General features: G+C 61.5%; 24 protein-coding genes, 1 tRNA gene and 1 pseudogene. 13 read left to right on the forward strand and 13 right to left on the reverse strand.

The window, feature by feature from the left end; translation table 11 throughout:
- Positions 1-93: 93 nt before the first annotated feature.
- Complete coding sequence (locus tag RLDS_RS32995; RefSeq protein WP_031297453.1) at positions 94-810, reverse strand: TetR/AcrR family transcriptional regulator; 717 nt, start codon at positions 808-810, stop codon at positions 94-96.
- A 107-nt stretch (positions 811-917) separates the two neighbouring features.
- On the opposite strand from RLDS_RS32995, the gene RLDS_RS33000 reads away from it, so the two are divergent.
- Positions 918-1,775, forward strand: coding sequence for an SDR family oxidoreductase (locus RLDS_RS33000; protein WP_021224702.1), 858 nt, complete (start codon positions 918-920; stop codon positions 1,773-1,775).
- 96 nt (positions 1,776-1,871) lie between these two features.
- Here RLDS_RS33000 and RLDS_RS54450 read toward each other — a convergent pair whose 3' ends face one another.
- Complete coding sequence (locus tag RLDS_RS54450) at positions 1,872-2,237, reverse strand: DoxX family protein (protein ID WP_021224703.1); 366 nt, start codon at positions 2,235-2,237, stop codon at positions 1,872-1,874.
- Positions 2,238-2,342: 105 nt separating this feature from the next.
- On the opposite strand from RLDS_RS54450, the gene RLDS_RS54455 reads away from it, so the two are divergent.
- Positions 2,343-3,176, forward strand: coding sequence for a helix-turn-helix domain-containing protein (locus RLDS_RS54455; protein ID WP_152527993.1), 834 nt, complete (start codon positions 2,343-2,345; stop codon positions 3,174-3,176).
- Positions 3,177-3,209: 33 nt separating this feature from the next.
- Here the strand turns inward: RLDS_RS54455 and RLDS_RS33010 are convergent, their stop codons facing one another.
- Both RLDS_RS33010 and RLDS_RS33015 read right to left on the reverse strand, forming a co-directional pair.
- On the reverse strand, positions 3,210-4,097 hold the full coding sequence (locus tag RLDS_RS33010; RefSeq protein WP_152527994.1) for a nuclear transport factor 2-like protein: 888 nt from the start codon (positions 4,095-4,097) through the stop codon (positions 3,210-3,212).
- A 319-nt stretch (positions 4,098-4,416) separates the two neighbouring features.
- Positions 4,417-5,295, reverse strand: coding sequence for a pirin family protein (locus tag RLDS_RS33015; RefSeq protein WP_021224706.1), 879 nt, complete (start codon positions 5,293-5,295; stop codon positions 4,417-4,419).
- 189 nt (positions 5,296-5,484) lie between these two features.
- Here RLDS_RS33015 and RLDS_RS33020 point away from each other — a divergent pair, with 189 nt between their 5' ends.
- On the forward strand, positions 5,485-5,721 hold the full coding sequence (locus RLDS_RS33020) for a glutathione S-transferase N-terminal domain-containing protein (RefSeq protein ID WP_021224707.1): 237 nt from the start codon (positions 5,485-5,487) through the stop codon (positions 5,719-5,721).
- Between the two features lie 64 nt (positions 5,722-5,785).
- Here RLDS_RS33020 and RLDS_RS33025 read toward each other — a convergent pair whose 3' ends face one another.
- Positions 5,786-6,646, reverse strand: a complete 861-nt coding sequence (locus tag RLDS_RS33025; protein WP_021224708.1) for an alpha/beta fold hydrolase — start codon at positions 6,644-6,646, stop codon at positions 5,786-5,788.
- Between the two features lie 12 nt (positions 6,647-6,658).
- Positions 6,659-7,699 carry an alpha/beta fold hydrolase gene (locus tag RLDS_RS33030; RefSeq protein WP_236616799.1) on the reverse strand — a complete coding sequence of 347 codons (1,041 nt, stop codon included), beginning with the start codon at positions 7,697-7,699 and terminating at the stop codon, positions 6,659-6,661.
- A gap of 256 nt (positions 7,700-7,955) precedes the next feature.
- Between RLDS_RS33030 and RLDS_RS33035 the strand changes: the two genes are divergently transcribed.
- Positions 7,956-8,624, forward strand: coding sequence for a TetR/AcrR family transcriptional regulator (locus RLDS_RS33035; RefSeq protein WP_021224710.1), 669 nt, complete (start codon positions 7,956-7,958; stop codon positions 8,622-8,624).
- 7 nt (positions 8,625-8,631) lie between these two features.
- Here RLDS_RS33035 and RLDS_RS55815 read toward each other — a convergent pair whose 3' ends face one another.
- Entirely contained in the window at positions 8,632-9,153 is a 522-nt protein-coding gene (locus RLDS_RS55815) for a TetR family transcriptional regulator C-terminal domain-containing protein (protein WP_408021104.1), read from the reverse strand.
- 367 nt (positions 9,154-9,520) lie between these two features.
- Positions 9,521-10,438: an AraC family transcriptional regulator gene (locus RLDS_RS0127725; RefSeq protein ID WP_052034080.1), complete on the reverse strand. Its 918-nt coding sequence runs from the start codon at positions 10,436-10,438 to the stop codon at positions 9,521-9,523.
- Between the two features lie 62 nt (positions 10,439-10,500).
- Between RLDS_RS0127725 and RLDS_RS33045 the strand changes: the two genes are divergently transcribed.
- The 3 genes from RLDS_RS33045 (at position 10,501) to RLDS_RS57460 (ending at position 12,239) form a co-directional block, all read left to right on the forward strand.
- Entirely contained in the window at positions 10,501-11,235 is a 735-nt protein-coding gene (locus RLDS_RS33045) for an SDR family oxidoreductase (protein ID WP_021224713.1), read from the forward strand.
- Positions 11,236-11,239: 4 nt separating this feature from the next.
- The gene (locus RLDS_RS56225; protein WP_021224714.1) at positions 11,240-11,398 is read left to right on the forward strand and encodes a hypothetical protein; all 159 of its coding nucleotides are present in this window, start codon (positions 11,240-11,242) and stop codon (positions 11,396-11,398) included.
- Positions 11,399-11,711: 313 nt separating this feature from the next.
- Positions 11,712-12,239: a helix-turn-helix domain-containing protein gene (locus tag RLDS_RS57460; RefSeq protein WP_084514666.1), complete on the forward strand. Its 528-nt coding sequence runs from the start codon at positions 11,712-11,714 to the stop codon at positions 12,237-12,239.
- Between the two features lie 19 nt (positions 12,240-12,258).
- On the opposite strand, the gene RLDS_RS33050 is transcribed toward RLDS_RS57460, so the two are convergent.
- A tRNA-Leu gene (locus tag RLDS_RS33050) sits at positions 12,259-12,342 on the reverse strand.
- A gap of 585 nt (positions 12,343-12,927) precedes the next feature.
- Positions 12,928-13,545, reverse strand: coding sequence for a flavodoxin family protein (locus RLDS_RS33055; protein ID WP_021224716.1), 618 nt, complete (start codon positions 13,543-13,545; stop codon positions 12,928-12,930).
- Between the two features lie 189 nt (positions 13,546-13,734).
- Here RLDS_RS33055 and zwf point away from each other — a divergent pair, with 189 nt between their 5' ends.
- The 5 genes from zwf to RLDS_RS33080 all read left to right on the forward strand — a co-directional run bounded on the left by zwf (position 13,735) and on the right by RLDS_RS33080 (position 19,265).
- Positions 13,735-15,198 (forward strand): glucose-6-phosphate dehydrogenase, encoded by a 1,464-nt coding sequence (gene zwf / locus RLDS_RS33060; protein WP_021224717.1) that lies wholly within the window; start codon positions 13,735-13,737, stop codon positions 15,196-15,198.
- Positions 15,191-17,017, forward strand: a complete 1,827-nt coding sequence (edd, locus tag RLDS_RS33065; protein WP_021224718.1) for a phosphogluconate dehydratase — start codon at positions 15,191-15,193, stop codon at positions 17,015-17,017. The genes zwf and edd overlap by 8 nt, the downstream gene beginning before the upstream one ends.
- A gap of 97 nt (positions 17,018-17,114) precedes the next feature.
- The gene (glk, locus tag RLDS_RS33070) at positions 17,115-18,089 is read left to right on the forward strand and encodes a glucokinase (RefSeq protein WP_021224719.1); all 975 of its coding nucleotides are present in this window, start codon (positions 17,115-17,117) and stop codon (positions 18,087-18,089) included.
- A 2-nt stretch (positions 18,090-18,091) separates the two neighbouring features.
- A complete protein-coding gene (gene eda / locus RLDS_RS33075) occupies positions 18,092-18,712 on the forward strand; it encodes a bifunctional 4-hydroxy-2-oxoglutarate aldolase/2-dehydro-3-deoxy-phosphogluconate aldolase (RefSeq protein WP_021224720.1) in 621 nt (206 codons plus the stop codon).
- Positions 18,713-18,752: 40 nt separating this feature from the next.
- Positions 18,753-19,265: a hypothetical protein gene (locus RLDS_RS33080; protein WP_021224721.1), complete on the forward strand. Its 513-nt coding sequence runs from the start codon at positions 18,753-18,755 to the stop codon at positions 19,263-19,265.
- A gap of 4 nt (positions 19,266-19,269) precedes the next feature.
- Here the strand turns inward: RLDS_RS33080 and RLDS_RS33085 are convergent, their stop codons facing one another.
- Positions 19,270-19,848: a gamma carbonic anhydrase family protein gene (locus RLDS_RS33085; RefSeq protein ID WP_021224722.1), complete on the reverse strand. Its 579-nt coding sequence runs from the start codon at positions 19,846-19,848 to the stop codon at positions 19,270-19,272.
- A 1-nt stretch (position 19,849) separates the two neighbouring features.
- Positions 19,850-20,845, reverse strand: a complete 996-nt coding sequence (gene hemB, locus RLDS_RS33090; protein ID WP_031297464.1) for a porphobilinogen synthase — start codon at positions 20,843-20,845, stop codon at positions 19,850-19,852.
- 91 nt (positions 20,846-20,936) lie between these two features.
- On the opposite strand from hemB, the gene mtgA reads away from it, so the two are divergent.
- The gene (gene mtgA, locus RLDS_RS33095; RefSeq protein WP_021224724.1) at positions 20,937-21,635 is read left to right on the forward strand and encodes a monofunctional biosynthetic peptidoglycan transglycosylase; all 699 of its coding nucleotides are present in this window, start codon (positions 20,937-20,939) and stop codon (positions 21,633-21,635) included.
- Positions 21,636-21,941: 306 nt separating this feature from the next.
- On the opposite strand, the pseudogene RLDS_RS33100 reads toward mtgA, so the two are convergent.
- Positions 21,942-24,415, reverse strand: a pseudogene (locus RLDS_RS33100) (TonB-dependent receptor).
- Positions 24,416-24,486: the final 71 nt, after the last annotated feature.

Genomic DNA, 24,486 nt, shown 5'->3' on the forward strand with positions numbered 1-24,486 from the left:
CTGAATGGCGTGGTTTCGAGCGCTTCGGGCGGAAGCCACTTCGTTTCGAGCGATCCATCCACGCAGGCCCACAGGACCATCATTTCAACGGCCTCAACCGTCCGGGCCTGCAAGTCTGTCCAGCAGTTCGCTCAGCAGCAGACGCTCGCCGGGTGTCAGTGCATCCGCGCTGCCGAGGTGGGCGCGCAGGGCGATCGCAAGCGGCGCGAAGCCCTCGTTCCGCGACATGGATGAATCGGACACCAACGCAGCCAGAACGGCTTCTCGGGCGGTGGTCGAAAGATGTGGATCCCGTTCTTCTTTGGGCGTGGCGAGTAGGGTCGCCACGGTTCCCACCCCAGTCGCGTGAACCAAACCGACCGCGCGCTCGATCGGAATGTTCAGGCGCCCCGCCCTGGCGATCCGCTCGATGCGCACCCTCAGGATAGCGATGCCGTCAAGTGCGGCCGACGACTGGGCGCCTGCCGCGCCAATTTCGTTCATGATCGCAAACACTGCCGGGTTGGCGAGACCGAATGCAACATAGGCGTCCCACGCTTCGCGCAAGTCTTTGACGGGGTCGGAATGAGGCTCTGCCGCACCCTTCTGCTCGATGAAAGCTACGAGTCCATGTTGCGCCACAGCGTCGAGCAATCCGCGTTTCTCACCAAACAGGCGATAAAGCGTCGGCGGCTGCACTCCAGCCGCCGCTGCCACGGCCCGGGTCGTCAACGCCGTAATGCCCCCACTCGCGACGAGCATCGACGCCGCTTGGATAATCCTTGTGCGTACGTCAAGAGCCTCTGTCTCGCTGTCCGTTTCCGCTGCCATAACGCTACATTATCACCGTTACGATAGATTTGGTATCATTGATTGCAAAGTGCCACAATCAATGGTAACGCTTTAGGGTTGCCATTGATACAAAAAAGGAGGCGAGGATGATCGTCGTCACCGGAGCGACCGGGCACCTCGGGAAAGCAATCATAAAACACCTCCTTCAACGTCTTCCCTCGGATCAGATCGTTGCAAGCGTCCGCGATCCCGCAAAGGCGTCGGCCCTCGGCGCGCAGGGCTTTGAGATTCGCGCTGGTGACTTCGCCGATGCGCGAAGCCTGAAGGCGGCCTTTGCGGGGGCCGAGCAAATTTTGATCGTTTCCGCCGATAAGCTCGGTGACGAGGCATTGCGGCTGCATCGCACCGAGATCGAGGCTGCCCGGGAGGCCGGTGTTGGCCGCATTCTCTACACGAGCCACATGGGCGCGCGCGCGGGCTCGCCCTTCGCACCGGCGGATCAGCATGCCGGTACCGAGGCAGACCTTGCTGCGAGCGGACTGGCCTACACGTCGTTGCGTCACGGCTTCTATGCCGAGAGCTGCCTGCATATGATCGGGGATGGAATAAGGACCGGCGAACTGCGTGTGCCCGAAGATGGCCCGGTCAGTTGGACGTCGCGGGATGATCTGGCGGAAGCAGATGCGGCGATCCTGGCCGAGATGGGAAAGTGGGATGGTATCACACCGCCGCTGACGGCGTCGCGGGCGGTGACGATGGCCGAGATCGCCACGCTCGCATCCGAGGTAATGGGCCGCGAGGTGCGGCACGTTACTGTTCCCGATGCAGAATGGAGCAAGGCGAAGATCGCCGCAGGGATGCCCGCCATCTATACTGAAATGCTGTTGGGAACCTTCCGCGCTTCTCGTCGCGGCGACTTCGCCGCTACCGATCCGGCGCTGGAGACGCTACTCGGCCGCCCGCCGCGAACGTTTCGCGAGGTGCTCACCGCATCTGGATCATGAAAGCGGTAGGGTCGCATGGCGCAGGATCACGCGGGTTCGGTTGCCGTTGGAATGTTCTGCGATATGCTCAGATTTTCACCGCATTCAGCGGTACAATCATCTCGAACGAGCCGAGAGTGCGGTGCGAAATAAGCTGGCCAACAGAACAAAAATGAAGACTGGCAGCGCGGTGCGAACCCATGACTGATGAACCGCTAGGGTGACCGCCGCGCCGATCATGACGCAAGAGCCCAGTACCACAGCGTAGAGCTGCGTCGTCTTAGGAATGAGCAGGCAAGCTGTCGCCAGTTCAAGGAAACCTGTTAGCCAGTGAAACCACGTGGGGTAGCCCCAGCTCTGGTATTCGGACAGGACAGCCAATGGTCCAGCAAGATTGATCGAGCCGCCAATCAGGAAAAATGCCGTAAGCACGAAACGCAAAATCCGGTCGGCGAGGGTTGCATAGACACCAGTGCATTCCATCTGCTATCTTCCTTTTCCGTTTCTGTTACACTCCCGATGTGAATCTATTTTCGGATGCGCTGAGAGCGCAGGGATTTTGTCTCGACAAAAGAGAGACGGGGAAGCGTGAATAGCCTTTTCGAGATATTCGACTGTGCAACAACTGCACTGCGTAGCCACACCGGGGGTGTACGTTGCTTGCGCCACGGAGACCTATCCTTCACGCTGCGTTCGGACGAGCAAACCGGAGTGGTCCTCAACCTCAGCAGCACACATCGCGTTATCGGGCAGGTGAACGACGCTTCGAATGTAGAAAAGCCGTCCGTCGGGACCGTGACCATCATGCCTCCTCATCACACGTTCAGTTTCCAGGTCGTCGGCGAATGCCGCATCGTCGCGCTTCAGCTGTCTGCTGAAGATTTTCGCGGTGACCAATGGGTGTTCGACGGTACGATGCGGCTTCGGCCACGTGTGAACGTCGACGATCCGATATTGGCGCGGCTGATCTTCACGACGGCTGCAGCGGCGACCGCCGCGGCGCAGCGCGTGGGACTTGACGCCATTACCGAGCGGCTGATTGCTGTCGATTGCTTTGCGCAAGCGGGCGAGCCGTCGCGAGTTGTACGAGGCGGCCTGCCGCCCGCCAGGCTGCGCCGTGTCGTACGGAAGCTCGAAGTGAACCCTGGCGGCCCGATCTCCCTGGCAGCGATGGCGAATGAAGCCGGTTTGAGTGTCTTCCATTTTGCCAGGGCTTTCGCTGCGTCAACCGGCTGGGCTCCACATCGTTTCGTCTTGCGCCAGCGCATCCACCGGGCCGTTGAATTGCTTGGGGACGAGAGCTTGTCCGTAGGCGATGTCGCCGAAAGCCTCGGTTTCGTTCACCACAGTCACCTCGCGCGGACCATGCGTCGTTTCATTGGCCTGACACCGGACATATTGAGGAATCGCGTTTTGGCGTGAGGCCCCGTCTCGACAGCGAATTGCAGCCGTTGCTCATGCGCTCGTCGCTTCGCGAAGCTTCCGGCAACGCATCGGTCCGAATCTGGCAGAATCGTAGACCGTCGTTATGCGCGAGATGGCGCCGATCTCGTCTAGCTCGAGCGCCGAAAGGCCTCTTGGCACTTCGCTGGCTGGTGCGCCTTTCCACTCATAGCCGCCCCCCGACGGGCCGCCGACGACGTGAAGAAGCCCGGCCCTAGGCCCGAAGGGAACCAGGTCGATCACTCGGGTCAGGTAACCTAAAACCGCGGATCGCCCGATTAATTGCAGGCGAGCACCCATATCCTCATATACGACGTCATAGGTCAGCAGATCCGACAGACCCTCGCCGCCGCTCGCGAGCGCCTCATGAAAACGCGTGCAAGCGGCTTCGATCGCAGGATCCGCGGCACATTCGATTTCTCGTTCGCCAAGCTCTTCCGGATAAGCCTGTACGCCGGCGGCCATAGCTTCCAGCACCGCCGGCTGGAAGCTGGTGCTGTCCCAATAGTCGATCCAGCGAACAATTTGGCCATCGCGAAAGTCGACGGAAGCCAAGGCATGGATCTCTCCGCCAAATAGCTCGGGTGTATCGGTTACCGCAACCATTGCGCTCGTTGGGCCGGCCAATATCCGGGTCGCATAGGATACGCCGGCGCCCCAACGGGGCATGTATTGAAGAAGAAGGTCGTGCAGAGACTGCCAGCCGGGAATCTTCCAGCCAAGCGTTGCATCGCTATAGGTAGCCATGTCTTTGGAGAACGATGCGAGGAAGTGCGGAACTTCGTGCGAGTTCTTTCCATCAAAACATCGCAGAAGAAGGTCGACGGCGGCAGGGTGAGCGCGCGAAATGTCCGGGCTGGGAATTCTGTAGTGGAGTTTTCCTGTCGTTTTGTCGTCCATCGTTCGGCTCCTAGTTTGGAAACCGAGAGAACCACGCCGCGGCCCTCAGACGTGAGCACGATCTTGCGCTTTTTCTGGATGGATGAATGCCTTCAACAACCTGCGACGTTTCGCGGTTCACATTGATTGGTCCATTAGAAGGGCGCGCGCTTCGATGCAGACGCGCAGTATCCGCGCGTTAGAAGCAAGTGCATAGAAGGCGCGGTTGCCGCCGATGCGAAGTCGATGCTGGTCGCCCGGATCAGCGCCTCGGCCGCGTCGCCTGGATGGTGAACGACCGGACTCAGGCCATCCGAGATCCCAGGGAGTTTCGATCGCGTCACAGGCCGACGTCGAGAAGCCTGCCCGCAGCGTTGAACTTGCCGGCCTGATAGTCGCGCACGGCTTCGGCGATCTCCTCGCGTGTGTTCATGACGAACGGCCCCTGCGCAACGACCGGTTCGGCGATCGGATCGGCGTGACCGAACAGCAGTACGGCGCCAGTGCGCCCCTCGATTGCGACGGTATCGCCATCGTCGTTCAGCGCGACCAGGTGCCAAGGCTCCACCACGCTGTTCCCGATCGTGACCGTGCCAGCAACCACATAGAGGAAGACGCTTCGACCTGCCGCCGCGGGCAGCGCGGTCTTGGCCCCCGCCGAAAGCCGCACCGTGGACATGAACACATCCGTCAGCGACTTGATCGGTCCGGTCTGGTCCTCGAATGTGCCTGACACGAGGTTCAGAGCGCCTACGCCACCGGCGATCGGAATCTCAGGGATCTGCTCGGCCTGCACTCCGGTGTAACGCGGCGATGTCATCTTGAGCCGTGAGGGCAGGTTCAACCACAGCTGCAGTATTTCGAGTGGTCCGCCGATCTGCTTGAATGACGGCGGCGAGACCTCGGCATGGATCAACCCGGAGCCGGCGGTCATCCACTGCACCCCGCCGGCCTCTATAACGCTCTCGTGGCCGCCGGTGTCGTGATGGGCGAGGTTGCCGTCCAGGATAAACGTGACCGTCTCGAAACCACGATGGGGGTGCGGCCCGAAGGGTAGTCCACGATTGTGTGGCGGATAGATCTGGGGGCCATGATGGTTGAGGAACAGGAACGGATCGATCTGCGCGATGCCCGGTCCGGGCACGGGGCGGCGCGTTGTCAGGTCGCTGATATCGTCCCGATAAGCCGGATGAAGGGCGGCAACGCTACGTTCACGCATTAGACAACTCCTATTAGCAATTCATCGAACAAGAAGCTTGGGACCGCTTGATCATTCGAAATCCAGAAAGCTGCGCTATCAAAGATGGGTATGAGTGCAACTGCCCGACTGTTTCATCCAACACATGCGGGGACGCGCTATGATCGATTTCTATTTCTACTCCGGGCCAAACCCGATGAAAGTGGGCTGATGTTGGAAGAGATCGACCTCTCTTACCGCGTAGTTCCCGTCGATATCTTCAGGGGCGAGCAACACGCGCCCAAGTTCAAGGCTTTGTATCCGAACGCCAAGGTGCCGGTCATCGTCGATGGGGACGAGATCGTGTTCGATTCAAACGCCATCTTGCTGTATCTGGCCGAGAAGACGGGCCGGTTCGGCAGCGATGCTATGGTCCCGCGCGGTTCGCTCTCCGCGGCTTTGCTGTGAAGGCAGTGGGCGGCGTTCTCGGTCTTCTCCCTAGGAACAACCGGCTCAAAGGTCGAACCGACAATCACCGCTTGGAGATCACTGCGCCATGAAACGCAACGATTTGCTCCGCCAGCCATTCGGGTTTTTCATCTGGGATCCAGTGTCCGCATTGTGGGATAATGCCGCCCTCCACATGCTGGGCGACACGCTGCATCGAGCGGAGCGGTATCTCGCCCATGCAATGCGATCCGCCATAGGCTAGGACAGGAATGGTCAGCTTGGTCCTCGCCAACTCGCGGCTCTGACATGCGGTTTCGGGAAAGGCCCGATAATACTCGAACCCTGCCCGCATGCCGCCGAGGGATGCGTAGCAGCGAACATATTCGTCGATGTCCTCCGCGTTGATCGCACGCGAATCGAAGGCGTACCGCTTGTAGAAGAAGCTGAGATATTCGCGTTCACGCCCCGCCAGCAGAAGATCGGGTAAGTCCGCCTCCTGATGGAATCCGAAGTGCCAATATTCCTTCTGCGCGTCGTCATCGCTTTCGATGCCGAGCACCTTGCTCTCGAGGAAAACCAAGCTTGCGACCTCCTCACGATAATTTGCGGCATAGGCATAGGCGACGCGGCCGCCGTTATCGTGGCCGACCAGACGAATCCGGGGGATGCCGAGATGCTGTACCAGGGCATGCAGGTCCGCCGCTACCGTATCGCTGTCATAGCCGGTCTTCGGTCTGGACGAGTCGCCGGTCCCGCGCATGTCTACGGCGATGACATCATGGCCTGCTGCGATGAGGCGGGGAATGACGTGGCGCCAACTGAACCATGTCTGAGGCCAGCCATGGACGAGGAGGACCGGCTCGCCTTGCCCGCCGCGTACGTAATGAAGGCGCACGTCTCCGACTTCCGCGACGTTGTGCGAAAGTGTCAGGTCAACAGTCATTGAAAGTCTCCTTCACGCCAACCGGCTGGCGGCATAGGGGGCCAGGAATTGTTGCAGCGCCGCCAGCAGTTCCGCGGGCTTTTCCTCGGCGGGGTAGTGGCCGCTGCCTGCGATGATGACCGACTGTACGTCGGTGGCGACCGAGCGCAGTTCTTTCTCCACGCTGTCACCGCAGGCGAGCGCCCCGGCGAAGGACAGGATAGGAAGGGTCAGCTTGCGCGCCATCCGGCCGCGGTTCTGCGGGATCGACTGATCGATTGCGCGGTAATAGTCGAAGCTGGCGCGCAGCGCCTCGGGATCGCGCTTGAGTTGTTCGATATAGAACGCGCGCGCATCGGCGGCCACGGCCTCCGGCGTGCCCGCCTTGGTCGCGAACTGATGACCGAAATAGATCTCCTCGCGCCCTTCCACGAGCCGTTCGTTGATGTCGAGGGCTCGGTTGAAGTTGAAGTGCCAAAGGAAATCACTCAGCCAGCGATCGTCGCTGAGCAGCGGCGGTGAAGGCGAAAGGCCAGGGATGATGGCTTCGCCGAGCGCAATCCGCGCGATACGGTCGGGCTGGTCTGCCGCCATCCCGTATCCGGTCCACATGCCGATGTCGTGGCCGACCATCGCGAACCGGTCGTGACCGAGCGCCGACATCAGGGCGAACATGTCGGAAGCAAGCGTATCTGAATCGTAGCCTGCGGTTGGTTTGTCGGAGAGTCCAACGCCACGCGGATCGACAGCTACAACCGTGAACCGCTCGGCAAGAGGCATCATCAGATGGCGCCAGGCAAACCAGTTCTGCGGCCAACCCGCGAGCAGAAGAAGCGGCGGACCGTTTCCGCCAATGACAGCATGAAGCCGAAGGCCGTTGGCATCGATAAGCCAGCTTTCAAAAAAGGCCGTGAAGCCGGCGGGTAACTGGGGAACGTCATGCACCGAACCGAACCCTCCGGCGCGAGTGCGACCAGATCCCTCTACGACAGACATTTGACAGTCTCCAAATATGTGATGCACGACACATATATCTGGCCGCCAGGAAAGGAAATGTTTTTTGTCAGGAGGCATAAAAGTACTCCGTCAGACAAATCTTCTATTTTCTGCGTATGCGCTCGGACAGAGGGGCCGGGCGAGCAAAGTTCTGATATGCCCCAACGTGCTAACCTTTAATGCGGCTTGCGCTTCGTGCTCACGTAGATTACGTGTCATCCAGCATAGAAATGTGCGTGCATAGAGCTATTGGGGCCGATTGCGACGCTCGGAATGAGCGGCCCAGCGTTCGCGAGGATCGTCCTGACCGGCATACAATGAGGGAGTGTGTCTATTGTCGAGCGCGGCCAGCACGATGCAAACCGAGGTGGCGGCAGCGCCGCGAGGGCGTCCACGGACGTTCGACCGCGAAGTTGCGCTGCGAAAGGCCATGACGCTGTTCTGGACGAAGGGCTTTGAAGCAACATCCATGCAGGATCTGGTCGGCACGATGGGGATTAACTCGCCCAGTATCTATGCCGCTTATGGCAGCAAAGAGGATCTCTTTCGTGAGGCGGTTGCGCTTTATGCCGACGCCGAGGGCGGCGCGACGCTGCGAGCCTTGACCGGCGACCTATCGGCCCGGGCCGCGATCGAGGTCCTGCTCAAGGAAAATGTCAAACTCTTCACGGGGTCAGATAGACCGCGCGGCTGCCTAATCGTGCTCGGCGCCGGGAACGTCGCGGACGACCATGCCGCGATACAAATGTTCCTGCGCGGCCGCCGCCGCGAAATTAGCGAAGCTTTTATTCGGAGGCTGACGCGGGCTGTCAAGGACGGCGAGTTGCCCGAGGAAACGGAGGTGGAGGCGCTAGCAGCGCTCTGTGTGACCTTCCTTAATGGCCTGTCGATCCAGGCGACCGACGGCGTATCACGGGATGTCCTGATAAAGGCAGTCGATCGGCTGATGGCGATTTGGCCACAAGCCGCCTCTCTGAGGTCGGTTAGCAAGAGGCCTGCCTAGGCGGATCTCATGAGCTACATGTAGTGGACATTTGACGTTGCGACACCTCGCTCCTCCGGACGAGGGGCATGGAGTCAGTTTTGACTTTTGAGCCGAGCGCCACCGCCATCTCCACCGTTGAGCTGCGATGGCTCGACCTTTTGGGGCCGATCCGCGCCCAAACAAATTCGTTCCTGTCATTCATGAGTGCGGCGACGTTGGCAGCCGCCTGGCAGGCGACCAATTCGAACACAAGCTGATCGGCCTCCACCTCAGGCCGCAATTCCCCAGCCTCTACAGCCTCTCGGATCAGCTTGCGGAAGCGCTCGCGCGTCGCGGCGCGATGCTCGTTGATCTGATCGCGGATACGCCCAGGACGTGCCCGATATTTGCTGCTGGCGGCGTTGATGAAGCAGCCACCTGGCAAGGTGCGCTGCTCAACGAAGCGGAACCAACCATCCACGAGAGCCAACAGTCGCTTCAGGGGGCTTGCGCCCGGCGAGCAGCCCCCTGAGCGCCTGCGCTTCTTTCGACTTGACGTTAACCGCACGGAACCAGCTGGTGCGCATCAATTGTGCGATGCCAAGTCGCGCATGTCGTCGATCAAGATCCGAGGTGGCGGTGACTCGAGGAACGCCGTGGCTAATACGCCGAGGGAAGAATGTGCCCGCCGCCTCGGAGCTTCGCAATCGAAGCGAATGGCTGCTTTCATCGTTCAGGCCCTCCAGGGCCAACCGAACACAAGGTTGCGGTGCGATCTCTCGCACCCAACGGCGAGCTCCCCCTCGGATCGAGATTTGAAGACTGTCTGTTGCATATGCTCCGGTGGCCAGCGGTGCGTTGAACCCCACGGCAGGGTCCGACCAAGTCGGACGGTTGATGTGCTCCTTGATGAAGACGCATCCGACGATAAGCCTTCAAGATCGGGCCAGGCCCTTTGGCGTTGTGCCAAATGCGCGTCGAAACGCGTAGGTGAAAGCGCTCTGGGACGTGTAGCCGAGCTTGCCGCCGATGCTTGCAATGTCAGCATCGCTACTCGTCAGCACCGCGCGCGCTAGGGTAAGACGCCACGCCCGAACATAGGTTAGTGGTGGCTGCCCCACCTGGCGGGCAAATGCAGCGGAGAAGGCCGCACGCGACATGCCCGCGGCGCTGGCGAGCTCCGCCACTGTCCAGGGGCGGGCGATATCCTCATGAAGGGCGCGAAGCGCACAACCGAGCCTAGGATCCACGAGCGCCCCCAGCCATCCCGTCCGCAGACGCTCGTCGCCTTCCGCATAGGCGCGGATCGCCTCGATCAGCAGCACATCAGCAAGTCGGGCGCTGACGATCTGGCTGCCCATGGAGCCTCGCTCGGCCTCGCCGTTCAACAGGGCCAGGATGGTGCTCACGGCGCCAGACCCCGGCGAGGACCGGGGAACCAGCAGGAAGTCAGGCAGCATGTCGAGCAGGAAGTCGGCGTTTCCCGGTGCAAAGGTCACTGTCCCCCCAAGCCCGATCGTATCGTCGCCGCCAAGCCGGGCCACGTCGCAGTCGTCGTAAAAGGGCGGGCCGTCGCGGAGCGGCAGGCTCGGATCGCTCGCCACGGTATAGGCTGTGCGTCCGATCAGGCAGACGTCGCCGACGCTCAACAGTTGCGGGTTCCGCTCCGGCACTATCAACCAAGCGGTTCCTTTCAGTAGGGCGACGAACTTCAGGCGATCAAGCGGCGGGAACGAAAGCGTCCATTGCCCAGAGGCTTCCAGACGCGTGCGACGAGTGACTGTCGCGCCGAGCGCCGTCAGAACGTCTGAGAGCGGATCAGCCGAGAATTTAGACGATTGCGATAAATCCATAGAGCCTTTGCTGTCGATCGTCTTGTAAGTTGGACTTCTATCCCTGGTGAAGGAGAACGGCAATGAACATTGCAGGCAAGGTCGTCGTCATCACGGGCGCGAGCAGCGGCATCGGACGAGCGACAGCGAAACTCCTTGCCGAGCGCGGCGCGTTCGTTGTGTTGGGCGCCCGACGCGAGGAGGAACTCGCCGCCGTAGTCGGAGAGATTACGGCCAAAGGTGGCAAGGCCGCTTATAGGACGACTGAGGTTCGTCAGCGCAGCGATCTCGAGGCCCTCGTCAAACTGGCTATCGAAGAAGGAGGGCGGCTCGATGTTCTCGTGAACAATGCCGGAATTGGGCCCATCTCACGCTTCGATGCTCTGCGCGTGGACGATTGGGACGCCATGGTCGACGTCAATCTGCGCGGTACACTGTATGGCGTCGCTGCGGCGTTGCCGGTCTTCCAGCGCCAGAAATCGGGCCAGATCATCAATGTCGTGTCGACTGCAGGCATCAAAATCCGGCCGACAATGGGCGTTTATGCCGCGACCAAGAACGCCGTGCGAACCCTCACGGAGGCCCTGCGGCAGGAGGCAGGGCCGCACCTCAGGGTCACCGAAATATCGCCTGGCATGATCTCGACAAATTTCGCGGACTCGATGACCGATCCGGCCATCAAGGAGGCCATGAGCAAACGCATCGGCGACGTCGCCATTTCACCCGACGCCATTGCTCGCGGCGTTGCCTTCGCGATCGAGCAACCGGCTGATGTTGATGTCGGCAGTATCGTCATACGACCGACGGCGCAGGATTGATGGCGTGTTGCCTGCGACCAGCGTTGAGTCCGCCAACGCCCTGCGCCACCGCCTAATGGACCCGACGCTGTTCAAGGAGCTCATTGGCCAGATGAACCGGCTTCACATGGAAGGGCGGGCGTCGATCCACGCGGCCGAAGCGGAGCAAGCGGGTCGACGGTGAACTCAACAAGCTGATGAAACTCATCCCCGCGTCGGGCAGCGACTACGCGCCCACGAGGATGATGAAGCAGATGAAAAGAGCTTGAGGCTCGCCAAGCGGAATTGAAGGCGCTCCTGCAAGAGGCGGAAGAGCCGCCGCAACTCCCGCATCCCAACATGGCGATCACTATCGCGTCCAGGTCGACGAACTATATGCGGCGCTCCAGGAGGATTTGGAAGAGAAGCGAATGGTCGCCTCCGACGTGATCCGCTCGCTGTGCGGGAGATCGTCTATACTACCCGCCCAGCGACAAGTTCACACAGCTTAAATCAGAATGCGAGTAATTGATACTGACGGTGGTTATGTGGGCCCCCAAGCCCATAAAAGCGGCAGCATCTACCTAACTTCCGGTCATATTCGAACCGATGGGCCTCGAAGGCGCCACGAGCACCTATCGCTCGCCGTACTGTCAAACAGCGTCAGTACGGCGCAACATAGCTATATATGGGTGCAAAAGTTTCAAATCACGCACAATCGGCACTTCAATGCCTTACCCATTTCGCAAGTGGCAGACGGGCGTATAACAAAATCGCCACGAAAGGCGGGCCGTGGCGGCAATGAAACAAGAAAGCCCCCGCAAGTGACTGATCAAAGAGCACCCCTACCGATATATCTCAACAACGACGAGGCTGCTGCCTTCCTAAGGCTGTCGCCCCGGACACTTGAAAAGCAACGTGTGGTGGGTGGTGGCCCTCCGTACAGAAAATTCGGCCGCAGAGTTCTATACGCTCAAACTGACCTACAAGATTGGGCTGAAAAACGCACATACGGCAACACAAGCGAGTTCAATCTTAGCAAATGAGTCTGAAAATACAGAAAGTTGGTGCGGGCGGTCGGACTCGAACCGACATGGACTTCTCCGGTGGATTTTGAATCCACTGCGTCTACCATTTCGCCACGCCCGCACGTGGACTTCTAATACTTTACAGACCTGTCGAAAATACTTCTTCAGATCCATAAGCTCGCTAAGCCTATGCTTGCGACAAAGCCTCCACTCGCTTGACCCTACTCATTCGCCAAGCACACTGGAAGAGAGTTTCGCACATCTCTTAAACGGAGCGTGCCATCCGAGGTACGATCGAGTTCGCTGCAGCTGGATTTCTGCCGGCTCCTATGTGGCTCCTAGCCCAAAATCAGCCGATTTCGAATTCCAGCATTTAGCGCCTCTAAGAGGCTCAAAACAAACAAAAACTCCTTTCACCGCATAGAACGAACAGACCATCGCAACACCGCTTTTTGAGTCCGGCGCGTCTACCAATTTCACCACACCCGCATCATCTGCGCACCGCGATAGTCAGACCATTCGCGATGCAATCGGCGTCATCCAAGGCCTGATGAAGGCCGCAGGACTACGCCGGGTCCGCCAGATGGCAAAATCCGATCCCGCCGTCCAGCCGAAAAACATCCTTTGCGACAAGGATATGCGGATGGCCGCAGGCATAGCGCTTGGCTCGGCCGGCCATCCGGACATCAACGGCGCAATTTATGATCTATTCCTGCTTCTGTCCGGGGAAAGGATCGGCGGCCAGCAGGCGAGCCAGATGCGCGGCATTGCCGGCAACCATCTTTGCCGTTTTGGCGACGGTGTCGGGCGTGCGGTCCAAATCCTTGAAGTCGGTCGACCCCATCGCCTCCCCTACCCAGTAACAGGCGGCGACGCCGGGGATGGTCCATCCTACATCGTTGAGCGACTGGAAAATCTGGGCCGACGCGAAATGGGCGCCATCCTCATTCCCGACGATCGCCGCGACTGCCACCTTGGAATAGCTTGGCATACGCCCCTGATCATCTGTTTCCGAAAGAAAGGCATCCATGCGTTCCAGCGCCCGTTTGGCGACGCTGCAAGCCTGCCCCATCCAGATTGGTGTGCCAAAGATCAGGATGTCGGCAGCCAATATCTTTTCCCGGATGGCCGGCCATTCATCACCGTCGCCTTCATCTGACGAAACACCGGGCGGGACATTGTGCGCGGCCAGGCGGATCGTATCGGCCACCTCAACGCCCAATGCCGTCAATTCCCGCGTCAGTACGGCGATCATCGCATCGGTGGAACTCGGCGCGGAGGCATCCCGCTTGAGCGTGCAGTTTAGCGGCTGGGCTTTCAGCATCCTAATCTCCTATATCTGGGACCAAGCGCAGCGCGACTGGGTAAGTTCCCGGGCAACCAAAGCCTGCCATCAGACGTAATGTTGCGACAGCGCCCTTCGGGCGATAGCCTGCTTGCGTAACGATCCGCGCTCGGTATAAGGGCGCCATCGTGCAGACATGACAAACACCAAACGGAGAAGGATCATCCTTTGACCGAACCGTCTGCCACATTCCTGCTGTTCGGCGCCACCGGCGACCTTGCCCGGCGCATGATCTTTCCTTCGCTCTACAATCTGCTGGCCGATGGCCTGCTGCCCGACGATTTTCTGATCGTCGCGTCCGGCCGGTCCGAAATGTCGGACGATGCCTTCCGCGAAGAGGTTTGCGCGGCATTGCGGCAGTTTCTGCCGGCGGATCGCTATGACGACGAAGTCGCGTCACAGTTCCGCACCATGATCGGCTATCAGCCGGTGGATGCCGCCAAGCCTGATCAGTTTGCAGCGCTGGCGCAACGGATCGATGGGAGGCTGGAGCGTGGCCTGTCCGTCTATCTGTCCACGCCCCCTTCCCTGTTCGCCCCGACGGCCCAGGGGCTTGCCGACGCCGGTCTGATTGCAGCCAATACGCGCATCGCAATGGAAAAGCCCATCGGCAAGGATCTGGCATCGTCAAAGCAGGTGAACGACGGGATTGGCGCCCTGTTCGCCGAAGACCAGATTTTCCGCGTCGATCATTATCTGGGCAAGGAAACGGTGCAGAACCTGCTGGCGCTGCGCTTTGGCAATGTGATGTTCGAGCCGCTCTGGAATACCGGAGCGATTGATCATGTGCAGATCACCGTGGGGGAAACCGTCGGTTTGGAGGGCCGCGTGTCTTATTATGACGGCGTCGGCGCGCTGCGCGACATGGTGCAGAACCATATCCTCCAGATCCTGTCGATCATCACCATGGAGCCACCAGCGCGCATGGACCCGACAGCGGTGCGCGATGAAAAGGTGAAGGTGCTGCGGTCGCTGCGGCCGATGACGGCGGAAACGGTCAAGACGAACAGCGTGCGCGGCCAATATACGCCCGGCGCCGTGCAGGGCGAAATCGTTACCGGCTATGCCGATGAACTCGGCCAGCCGTCCGACACGGAAACCTTCGTCGCGCTCAAGGCCTATATCGACAATTGGCGCTGGCAGGGCGTGCCCTTCTATCTGCGTACCGGAAAGCGCATGCCGGCGCGCCAGTCCGAAATCCTGATTCAGTTCAAGCCGGTACGCCACTCCATCTTCTGGCGCGCGGGGCATGGCACCGGCCTGGAGCCCAATACCCTGATTATCCGCCTCCAGCCCGAGGAATATATCCGCCTGCTCATCATGAGCAAAAGGCCGGGGCTGGAACGGCAGGTCCATCTGGAGGAAGTGACGCTCGACGTGTCGCTGACTGCCGCCTTCGCCGGGCAGCGACGTCGCATCGCCTATGAACGGTTGATCCTGGACCTGCTGGCAGGCGACCAGACGTTGTTCGTCCGCCGTGACGAGGTGGAGGCGCAGTGGACCTGGATCGACAGCATCATCGATGGCTGGAAAGAGGCGAATATGAAGGTCGCCCCCTATAGTTCGGGGAACTGGGGTCCGTCCTCGGCCATTGCCCTGATCGAACGCGACGGAGCAAGCTGGCATGACTGATCTGCACCCCACAATCGCCAAGGTGACCGAGCGCATCGTTCAGCGGAGCGCTGCGAGCCGACGCAAATATCTCGACCTCATCGAACGGGGTCGCGACGCGGGCACCAATCGTGATCAGCTGTCCTGCGGCAATCTGGCCCACGGCTTTGCCGCCAGTGGTGAGGACAAGCCGGTGATCCGCACCGGCAAGGCGATGAATATCGGCATCGTCACCGCCTATAATGACATGCTGTCGGCCCATCAGCCCTATGGCCGCTATCCTGAACAGATCAAGATCGCCGCCCGCGAAGTCGGCGCGACGGCGCAGGTGGCCGGCGGCGTGCCAGCAATGTGCGATGGCGTGACCCAGGGGCAGGCAGGCATGGACCTGTCCTTGTTCAGCCGCGACACGATCGCGCTGGGCACCGCCGTTGCGCTCAGCCATGCGATGTTCGAGGGCGCGCTCCTGCTCGGCATTTGCGACAAGATCGTGCCGGGGCTGCTGATCGGCGCGCTGCGCTATGGTCATTTGCCGACCATCCTCATTCCCGCAGGGCCGATGCCGTCGGGCCTGGCCAACAAGGAGAAGGTGCGCATCCGTCAGCTCTATGCGGAAGGGAAAGTCGGGCGCGACGAGTTGCTGGAATCGGAGAGCGCCTCTTACCATGGCGCAGGCACTTGCACCTTCTATGGCACCGCCAACAGCAATCAGATGATGATGGAGATGATGGGGCTCCACATGCCCGCCGCCTCCTTCGTCAATCCGGGCACCAAGCTGCGCACAGAGCTTACTCGCGCGGCGACGCACAGGGTTGCGCAGATTGGATGGGACGGTGATGATTATCGGCCGCTGGGCCATTGCGTCGATGAAAAGGCGATCGTCAATGCAATGATCGGCCTGATGGCCACGGGCGGATCGACCAATCATGCGATCCACCTGCCCGCCATCGCACGCGCGGCCGGCATTCATATCGACTGGACCGACTTTGCCGAGATTTCCGATGCCGTGCCGTTGCTGGCCCGCGTCTATCCCAACGGATCGGGCGACGTGAACCATTTTCACGCGGCCGGCGGCATCAGCTTTGTCATTCGCGAATTGCTGGATGCCGGATTGCTCCACCGGGACATCCGGACCGTCGCGCGGCAGGACCTGACCGACTATGGCAAGGAACCGGTGCTGGAAAATGAGGCGCTGGCGTGGAAGGACGTGCCGTCGTCACGCGATGAAGCCATGCTGCGGCCGGTGTCCAATCCGTTCCAGCCCGATGGCGGCATGAAGCTGTTGCAGGGTAATCTGGGTCGCTGCGTCATGAAGACAAGCGCAGTCGATCCCGAACGCTGGACGATCGAAGCGCCGGCCGCGCTGTTCCATGACCAGGACGATGTGCTGCGCGCGTTCAAGGCGGGCGAGCTGGAGCGCGATGTGGTGGTGGTCGTGCGCTTTCAGGGGCCACGCGCCAATGGCATGCCGGAACTGCATAAACTGACGCCGGCGCTTGGCGTGCTCCAGGATCGCGGGTTCAAGGTCGCGCTGCTGACCGACGGTCGCATGTCCGGTGCTTCCGGCAAGGTGCCTGCCGCCATTCACTTGTCCCCCGAAGCATTGGGCGGCGGTCCCATCGGCAAGCTGCGCGATGGCGACATGGTGCGCGTCTGCGCCCGGACCGGATCGGTCGAGGCCCTGGTGGATGAGGCGGAATGGGAGCGGCGCGACCATCCTGAAGCCCCGCCCCCGCCTTATGACACGGGTCGCGAGCTGTTCGCGCTGTTCCGCCACCAGAGCGACCTTGCCGAACAGGGTGCGTCGCCGATCCTGGCGGCGATGGACAGCGAAATTTGATTTGATTCCGTTCGCCACGACCCCGTCGATGCCCTTCTCGCTTTGAAGAGAAGCAAGGCCTTTCGATGATCTTCGAGGTGAACGGAGGGAGAGTGACATGACCGATATCATCGCCGCCGACATTGGCGGCACCAATGCCCGCTTCGCTCGCGCCACCCTGGACGAAAAGGGCGTGCCCACGCTTGGCACCGTACGCAAATATAAGGTGGAGGATTATCCTACCCTGACCGCCTGCTGGGCGGCTTTTGCCGCCGATGAACGTGAAGAGGGCGCAGGCGATCTGCCCGACGCTGCCTCCATTGCATTTGCGACCGCCATCGGCCGCGACGTCATCAAGCTGACCAACAGCAACTGGGTGATCCGCGCCGACACGCTGGCTTCCGACCTTGGCGTGCGCACCGTGCGCCTGGTGAATGATTTCGAGGCCGTGGCCTTTGCCGTCTCGCGCCTGCCGCAGGAAAATCTGCCGCTGCTCTTTGGCGAGGACAAGCCTTTTCCCTTCGACGGCGGCGTTACCGTGATGGGACCAGGCACTGGCCTTGGCGTGGCGATGATCGCGTTCGACAACGGCCATCCCCATGTGGTCGCGACCGAAGGCGGCCATCTGGATTTCGCGCCGCTGGACCATATGGAAGAGCGCATCCTGTCCTATCTGCGCGACAAGTTTCTGCGCGTGTCGACCGAGCGTATGGTGTCCGGACCGGGCCTCAACAATATTTACAAGGCGATGGCGACCATCGGGCATGAACGTGTCGTGCTGATGGAAGACCCCGAATTGTGGCAGGCGGCGCTCGACGGGACGGATGATTTCGCCCGGCGCGCGCTGGAGCGTTTCTGTCTATGCTATGGGTCGGTCGCGGGCGATCTGGCCTTGGCGCATGGCCCGCACGGCGTCGTGCTGGCTGGCGGCCTCACCCAGCGAATGCGCGATTTCCTGCCGCAGAGCGGTTTTCATACGCGGTTCAAGGCCAAGGGCCGGTTCGAGAGCCTGATGGCGACGGTGCCGATCCGCTGCGCCGTCCATGACGAAATCGGCCTATTCGGCGCTGCCGCGGCCTTCAGGGAGAAATGAGAATGAGCAAGCTGACGGTCGAGCAGGTGATGGAGCTTGCACCGGTCATTCCGGTGCTGGTGGTCGAGCGGGTCGAGGACGCGCTGCCGATTGCGCAGGCGCTGGTGAAGGGCGGCCTTCCCGCTTTGGAAGTCACGCTGCGCACGCCCGCGGCGCTGGACGTCATCCGGGCGATGGCGCAGGTGGAAGGCGCGGTGGTGGGCGCCGGCACCGTGCTCAACCCGGCGCAACTCGACGCGGCGATGGAGGCGGGCGCGCGCTTCATCGTCAGTCCCGGCCTGACCGAGCCGCTGGGCAAGGCGGCGATCGCGGCGGATGTGCCATTCCTGCCGGGCACCGCCACGGCCGGAGACATTATGCGCGGCATGGACATGGGACTGTCGCATTTCAAATTCTTCCCCGCCGAAACGTCCGGTGGGTTGCCGGCACTCAAGGCCCTGGCCGCGCCGCTTCATACCGCCCGCTTCTGTCCGACCGGGGGAATCACGCCCCAAAGCGCGCCTGAATGGCTGGTGCAGCCCTTCATAAAATGCGTCGGCGGCAGCTGGGTCGTGCCCAAGGGACCGGTCGACCCGCTGGCGATCGAGGCGCTGGCGCGGGAGGCGGCGGCGCTGCCGCGCTGAGGCGGTTGCCATGGTGCGCGGCGCGCCCTAGATGCAGAGCATGACACCCAGACGCCTGCTTGCTGCCCTCGCCCTGATGCTGTCGGGCTGCGCCAGCGCGCCGCAAAGCTATCCCTCGCTCGCCAAAAGGCCGATCGAAAGCGCGCCAGTGGCGGAGGTCGCGCCGCCGCCGACGCCGCAGCCCGCAGATGCTGCCCTGTCGGCTGAGATCGCCCGCTATGTCGAACAGGCCGACAGGGGCGCGTCGGCGTTCGACGCGGCTTATGCCAAGGCGGATCGTCTGGTCGGTGCGGCGCGCAATGCCGGCGTGTCGAGCGATGCCTGGGTCAGCGCGCAAGTCGCGATCAGCGCGCTCGAATCGGCGCGCAATGACAGCGTGTCGGCGCTCGCCAGCCTGGACACGCTCTATGTCCAGCAAAGCAACGCCGTGGCCGATGGGAAGGCCGCAGGCGGCGTTGAGGATATCGACGCGGCCCGCAGCGCCGCGCTGGCGCTGGTCGATCAGCAGAATGACCGGATCGTTGCGCTCAAGGCGCGCCTGCCGCAACCCTGATCGCCTAATCCACGGCCGCCTTGACCGCGCCCTTGTGCGCCTTTCCATTATGAACATAATGATCGACGCCTTCGCGCATGTCGATCAGTGCTTCATCACTGAGATCACGCATATATTTGGCCGGGCGGCCCGCCCATAGCTGCCGGTGCCCCACTGTCTTGCCCGAGGTCAGCATCGCACCCGCCGCCAGCATGGCGTCGCTTTGCACCGTGCAGCCGCTCATGACGATCGCGCCCAGCCCGACAAAGGCGCGGTCCTCCAGCACGCAGCCATGCACCATCGCCATATGGCCGATCAGCACATCATCGCCGATGATCGTGGGCCAGCCCTCAAGCGGCCGCCCGTCGGCCCGATCCCCCGCGCTGTCGCAATGCAGGACGGTTCCGTCCTGAATGTTCGTCCGCGCGCCGATCCGGATGCGGTTCACGTCCGCGCGGATGACACAATTATACCAGATGCTGGCATCCTCCCCGATTTCCACGTCCCCGATGATCCGGCAGCCGGGCGCGATAAAGGCGCTGGGATGGATGACCGGCGTCTTGCCGTTGAAGGGGATGATGCTGGTATCTGGATGTATGGTCATGTCAGCTCTCCAGCAACCGCGCCGCGTGGAGCGCGTGGTAGGTCAGCACGCCCGAACAGCCCGCCCGTTTGAACGCCATCAGCGTTTCGAGGATCAGCGCGTCACGATCGCCAGCACCCGCAGCGGCGGCATGTTCGATCATCGCATATTCGCCCGACACCTGATAGGCGAAGACCGGGACGGAGAACCGGTCTCGCACCCGCGCCACAATGTCGAGATAGGGTAGACCCGGTTTCACCATCACGCTGTCCGCGCCCTCGGCCAGGTCCAGCGCCACTTCACGCAGGGCCTCTTCGCCATTGGCGGGGTCCATCTGGTAGTTTTTCTTGTCGCCCTTGAGCAGCCCGCGCGATCCCACCGCGTCGCGGAACGGGCCGTAAAAGGCACTCGCATATTTGGCGGCATAGGCCATGATCTGGACATTGGCGTGGCCGGTTTCCTCCAGCGCCTCGCGGATCGCCCCTACCCGGCCATCCATCATGTCGCTGGGCGCGATGATGTCCGCGCCCGCCGCCGCCTGGTTCAATGACTGGCCGATCAGCACGTCCACCGTCGCGTCGTTGATGACATAGCCGGTGGGATCAAGCAGGCCGTCCTGTCCGTGGACGGTATAGGGGTCGAGCGCGACATCGGTCAGCACGCCGATGTCGGGCACGGCATCCTTGATCGCGCGGATGGCGCGGCACATGAGATTGTCGGGATTGAGCGCTTCGGCGCCGTCATCGCTGCGCCGGTCCGCCTGGGTGTTGGGGAAAAGGGCGAGGCACGGGATGCCGGCATCGCGGGCTTCGCGGGCGCGCGCCACGATGCCGTCGACCGACCAGCGCGACACGCCGGGCAGCGCGGCGATCGGCTGTTCCACCCCATCCCCGTCCGTGACAAAGAGCGGCCAGATGAAGTCGCTGGGGGAAAGGCGATTTTCCGCGTGCATCGCGCGGCTCCACGCCGTTGCGCGGGTGCGGCGCAGGCGCAGCGCCGGATAGGGGGCATAGGTCATGGCCAGGGTGTAGGCGTGGGCGCGGGGACGATCAAGCATGGCCGCGCGCCTTGCACTTGAAGCGTGCGAAGGGCGCGCTAACGATAGGGGCATGACCGCCAAGCCTGCCACCGCCCGTTACCGCCGATCCCGCTGGATCACCATCCCCCTGCGGATCATGCTGGGCTTCGTCCTGCTCTCTTTGCTGCTGGTGACGATCTATCGCTTCGTGCCGCCGCCGGTCACGATGACGATGCTGCTCGACCCCAAGGGCATCACCAAGGACTGGACGAGCCTGGACGAGATCGACCCCGACATGGCGCGCGCCGCGATCGCGGCGGAGGATGGCAAATTCTGTAGCCATCACGGCTTCGACGTCGACGCCATCGCCAAGGCGGCGATGCACAATGCCAGCGGCGGTCGCATTCGCGGCGGATCGACGATCAGCCAGCAAACGGCGAAAAATGTGTTCCTGTGGCAAGGGGGCGGCTTCGTCCGCAAGGGGCTGGAGGCCTGGTTCACCGTGCTGATCGAGGCGATCTGGGGCAAGCGGCGGATCATGGAGGTGTATCTGAACGTCGCGGAAACGGGCATCGGCACCTATGGGGTGCAGGCCGGAGCGATCCGCTATTTCCGCCATGGCGCCGATCGGCTGAGCCGCGCGGAAGCGGCGCGGATCGCGGCGGTGCTGCCCTTGCCCAAGAAGCGCGCGGCGGTGGCGCCAAGCGGCTTCACCCGGCGCTACGGCAACACGATCGCCGCGCGAATCGGCGTGGTGCAACGCGAAGGGCTGGACCGGTGCGTCCGGTAGCAGGATCGACCTGTCAAAGTTCACAGTGTGGTCGGGGGTTTTGAGGCCCGAAGCGCCCAAGAGGCGGCTGCGAAGCGGCACCGAAGCGACCGGCAGGCGACAGCAGCAGAAGGCGCTTTTTGCCCCCGCTGACAGGGGTAAAAGTCATCGCGGGATGGCGCATCCGACAGGATAGATCGCAAAATCTCCTACATTTCCAGCGAATAGGAAAAGGGAGCGGATTCCGTGCGAACGGCCGGGTCGGATGGGCAAAGAAAAAGGGCGGAGATTTCTCCCCGCCCCTGTCTTTTTTAGTGTTTTGATCGATCAGAAAGCGACGACCAGCGAGCCGCTGATGGCGCGCGGGGCGCCATAGTTGACGAAGGTGCTGGACGCCGTCGTCAGGCCGCCGCTGAACGAACCGATGTAGAATTTATCAAACAGGTTCGACACGTTGAACTGAACAAAGGACTTTTCCAGACCCAGGTTCGCCAGATTGTAGCGCAGGTCGAGATCGACGACCGTGTAGCCAGCGACCTTGAACGTGTTGATATCATTCAGGTAGCGCGAACCGGTGCGCTTGATCTGGGCGCCAAGGTCCACCGGACCCAGCGTGCCCTGGATACGGCCGCCGACCAGATAGGACGGGGCGCCGCGTTCACGATTGCCCTTGGTCGCGGCGAAGGTGTCCACACCGGTCTGAACGTCCGAACCGATTTCCGATTCGATCCACGAACCGAATGCGTAGACCAGCAGGCCAGGGGCGGACGGACCGACACATTGGCGTCGATGCCGTATTTCTTCACGCCACCCAGATTGGTGTCGATCGAGCAATCGCATTCGATGCTGTAGGCCGACGCAATGCGGTTCTTATACTTGGCATACCAGCCGCTGATGGCCGCCTGCACGATGTTGTTCTGATAACGCAGGGCGAGGTCGAAGCTGTCCGACGTTTCTGCAACCGGCTTCGACGCGGCATTTTCGGCCGGCAGATAAATCGAGTTGTAGAGGGTGTCGGTGCCGGGAACCGAGATGTTCGCGGCATAGCTGCCCGCGATGCTGACTTCCGGCGTGATCTTGAAGATCGCACCGACGTTCGGCAGCAGCTTGTCATATTTGTAGGTGCGCGACTGCGGCGCGGCAAAGGTGGGGTTGGCCGCAGCATAGGCCGCCACATCGCCACCAGCGACGCAGTTGACGTTGCCATTGGGCGCCGAGGTAAAGCAATATTGGTTCAGCTCACGCTTGAAGAAGGGCGCACGGACACCAAGGTTGACGGTCAGAAGGTCGTCGAAGAAGGTGCCGCGATATTCGCCCGCGACCTGGTTCAGCGTCGCATAGGATTTGCGGTCACGCTTTTGCAGGACATTGCCGTCGGCATCGGTCAGCGGATCATTGACCGGGAAGACGTCGGTCGGCTCACCGTTGAACAGCACGCGCGCGCCTTCGCCGGTCTGACGGTGACGGGCACGGTCGAAGCTGTAGGAGAGGCGGACGCGATTATTGTCGTCAATCTCGTAGGAGAGGTTGGCGATCGCGACATAGCGCTTCGTCTGCGTCTGGCTGGGGTTGTTGATGAGGACGCGGTCCGATTCCGCCGGATCGATGCGGCCGTTGCCGTTGGCGTCGACGCCGAGCGTGCCGTCACCGTTCAGATCCCGGCCGAAATAGGCGCTGCCGTTGAAATAACCGGTCAGGGCGTCCGTGCCCGAATAGAAGGGCGCTTCATAAGCAGACGTCGTGCCGCCACCATTCGCCTTCACATATTGATAGGCTGCGTCCGCCGAGAAGATCAGGCGATCCGTCAGGGTCAGACGCGTGCTGAGACGCGCGTTGCCGGTGTTGGACGGATTGTAGCGACGTTCGAACTGCGTGCCGCAACTGTTGGTCTGATCCGCGATCGCCGGATTGGCTTCGGTGTTGATTTCGCACGGAATGCCGCCCGAGACATTGTAGAAGCGCGCGCTCTTGTCGCCGCTGAACGCCGCAGCCGAGGCAGGCGAACCGCCGAAATTGTTACGGTTGACGTTATAGTGGCCGGCAAGCGAGATGAAGTCGCCGTTCGAACCGATATCCTGCCAAATCTTGCCGTTATACTGAGCCTTTTCGATCTTGCCATAATCGGCGAAGCTCGCCTTGTTATACGCGCGCGAGGCGGACACCCATGCCTTGGTGCCATGGCCAGTGAAATCGCCGGTCTGGATCATGCCGAAGACGCGATGGAAAGGACGATCGCCAGAGCCATCGGCAACGATGTTACCGTAGCTGACGCTGCCCATCGCGCCGAAGTCATCCTTGGGCACCATGGTGTTGATGTTGACGGTGCCGCCAACCGCAGCGGCGGTCGGGCTGTCGACATCGGTCGCGCCGAGATTGACGTTGATGCTTTCGACGATTTCGGGGTCAACCTGCTGGTTGGTGTAGATCGCATAGTTGCCCGAATCGTTCAGCGGAATACCGTCAAGGATCTGCGCGATACGGTCCGAGTTGAAGCCGCGAATGGTGAAGTTGCCGCCCGAGGAGCCCCAGGGGTCGTTGTTGGTGAAGCTGACGCCTGGCACCAGGTTGATGATTTCGTTGACCGACTGGCCGGGGCGCTGACGTTCGATGATTTCCTGCGTCAGGACGACTTTCGCCTTGGGCGAGTCGGGGATCTTCACGCCGCCGACACCCTGGTCGACGGTCGCGCCGGTAACGACGATCGTATCTTCGAAATCCTGCGAACCGGTCGACTGCGCGAACGCAGCGCCAGGAATGGCCACGGCGAGAACCGCCGCGCTGCCCATGAGAAACTGTTTCATTTGACCCTTGTCCCTTTGCAAGAGTGGCGTCCGCCACGCTTCAAACTGCTTTGCTCTCTCAAGCTGACGCC

Source organism: Sphingobium lactosutens DS20 (genome assembly GCF_000445105.1).
Taxonomy (GTDB): Bacteria; Pseudomonadota; Alphaproteobacteria; order Sphingomonadales; family Sphingomonadaceae; genus Sphingobium; species Sphingobium lactosutens.

What these genes read in the sequence shown, in the direction of transcription:
- RLDS_RS32995 (WP_031297453.1), bottom strand. Translation starts at nt 810, where the DNA reads ATGGCAGCGGAAACGGACAGCGAGACAGAGGCTCTTGACGTACGCACA.
- RLDS_RS33000 (WP_021224702.1), top strand. Translation starts at nt 918, where the DNA reads ATGATCGTCGTCACCGGAGCGACCGGGCACCTCGGGAAAGCAATCATA.
- RLDS_RS54450 (WP_021224703.1), bottom strand. Translation starts at nt 2,237, where the DNA reads ATGGAATGCACTGGTGTCTATGCAACCCTCGCCGACCGGATTTTGCGT.
- RLDS_RS33010 (WP_152527994.1), bottom strand. Translation starts at nt 4,097, where the DNA reads ATGGACGACAAAACGACAGGAAAACTCCACTACAGAATTCCCAGCCCG.
- RLDS_RS33015 (WP_021224706.1), bottom strand. Translation starts at nt 5,295, where the DNA reads ATGCGTGAACGTAGCGTTGCCGCCCTTCATCCGGCTTATCGGGACGAT.
- RLDS_RS33020 (WP_021224707.1), top strand. Translation starts at nt 5,485, where the DNA reads ATGTTGGAAGAGATCGACCTCTCTTACCGCGTAGTTCCCGTCGATATC.
- RLDS_RS33025 (WP_021224708.1), bottom strand. Translation starts at nt 6,646, where the DNA reads ATGACTGTTGACCTGACACTTTCGCACAACGTCGCGGAAGTCGGAGAC.
- RLDS_RS33030 (WP_236616799.1), bottom strand. Translation starts at nt 7,699, where the DNA reads ATGCCTCCTGACAAAAAACATTTCCTTTCCTGGCGGCCAGATATATGT.
- RLDS_RS0127725 (WP_052034080.1), bottom strand. Translation starts at nt 10,438, where the DNA reads ATGGATTTATCGCAATCGTCTAAATTCTCGGCTGATCCGCTCTCAGAC.
- RLDS_RS33045 (WP_021224713.1), top strand. Translation starts at nt 10,501, where the DNA reads ATGAACATTGCAGGCAAGGTCGTCGTCATCACGGGCGCGAGCAGCGGC.
- RLDS_RS57460 (WP_084514666.1), top strand. Translation starts at nt 11,712, where the DNA reads ATGCGAGTAATTGATACTGACGGTGGTTATGTGGGCCCCCAAGCCCAT.
- RLDS_RS33055 (WP_021224716.1), bottom strand. Translation starts at nt 13,545, where the DNA reads ATGCTGAAAGCCCAGCCGCTAAACTGCACGCTCAAGCGGGATGCCTCC.
- edd (WP_021224718.1), top strand. Translation starts at nt 15,191, where the DNA reads ATGACTGATCTGCACCCCACAATCGCCAAGGTGACCGAGCGCATCGTT.
- glk (WP_021224719.1), top strand. Translation starts at nt 17,115, where the DNA reads ATGACCGATATCATCGCCGCCGACATTGGCGGCACCAATGCCCGCTTC.
- eda (WP_021224720.1), top strand. Translation starts at nt 18,092, where the DNA reads ATGAGCAAGCTGACGGTCGAGCAGGTGATGGAGCTTGCACCGGTCATT.
- RLDS_RS33080 (WP_021224721.1), top strand. Translation starts at nt 18,753, where the DNA reads ATGACACCCAGACGCCTGCTTGCTGCCCTCGCCCTGATGCTGTCGGGC.
- RLDS_RS33085 (WP_021224722.1), bottom strand. Translation starts at nt 19,848, where the DNA reads ATGACCATACATCCAGATACCAGCATCATCCCCTTCAACGGCAAGACG.
- hemB (WP_031297464.1), bottom strand. Translation starts at nt 20,845, where the DNA reads ATGACCTATGCCCCCTATCCGGCGCTGCGCCTGCGCCGCACCCGCGCA.
- mtgA (WP_021224724.1), top strand. Translation starts at nt 20,937, where the DNA reads ATGACCGCCAAGCCTGCCACCGCCCGTTACCGCCGATCCCGCTGGATC.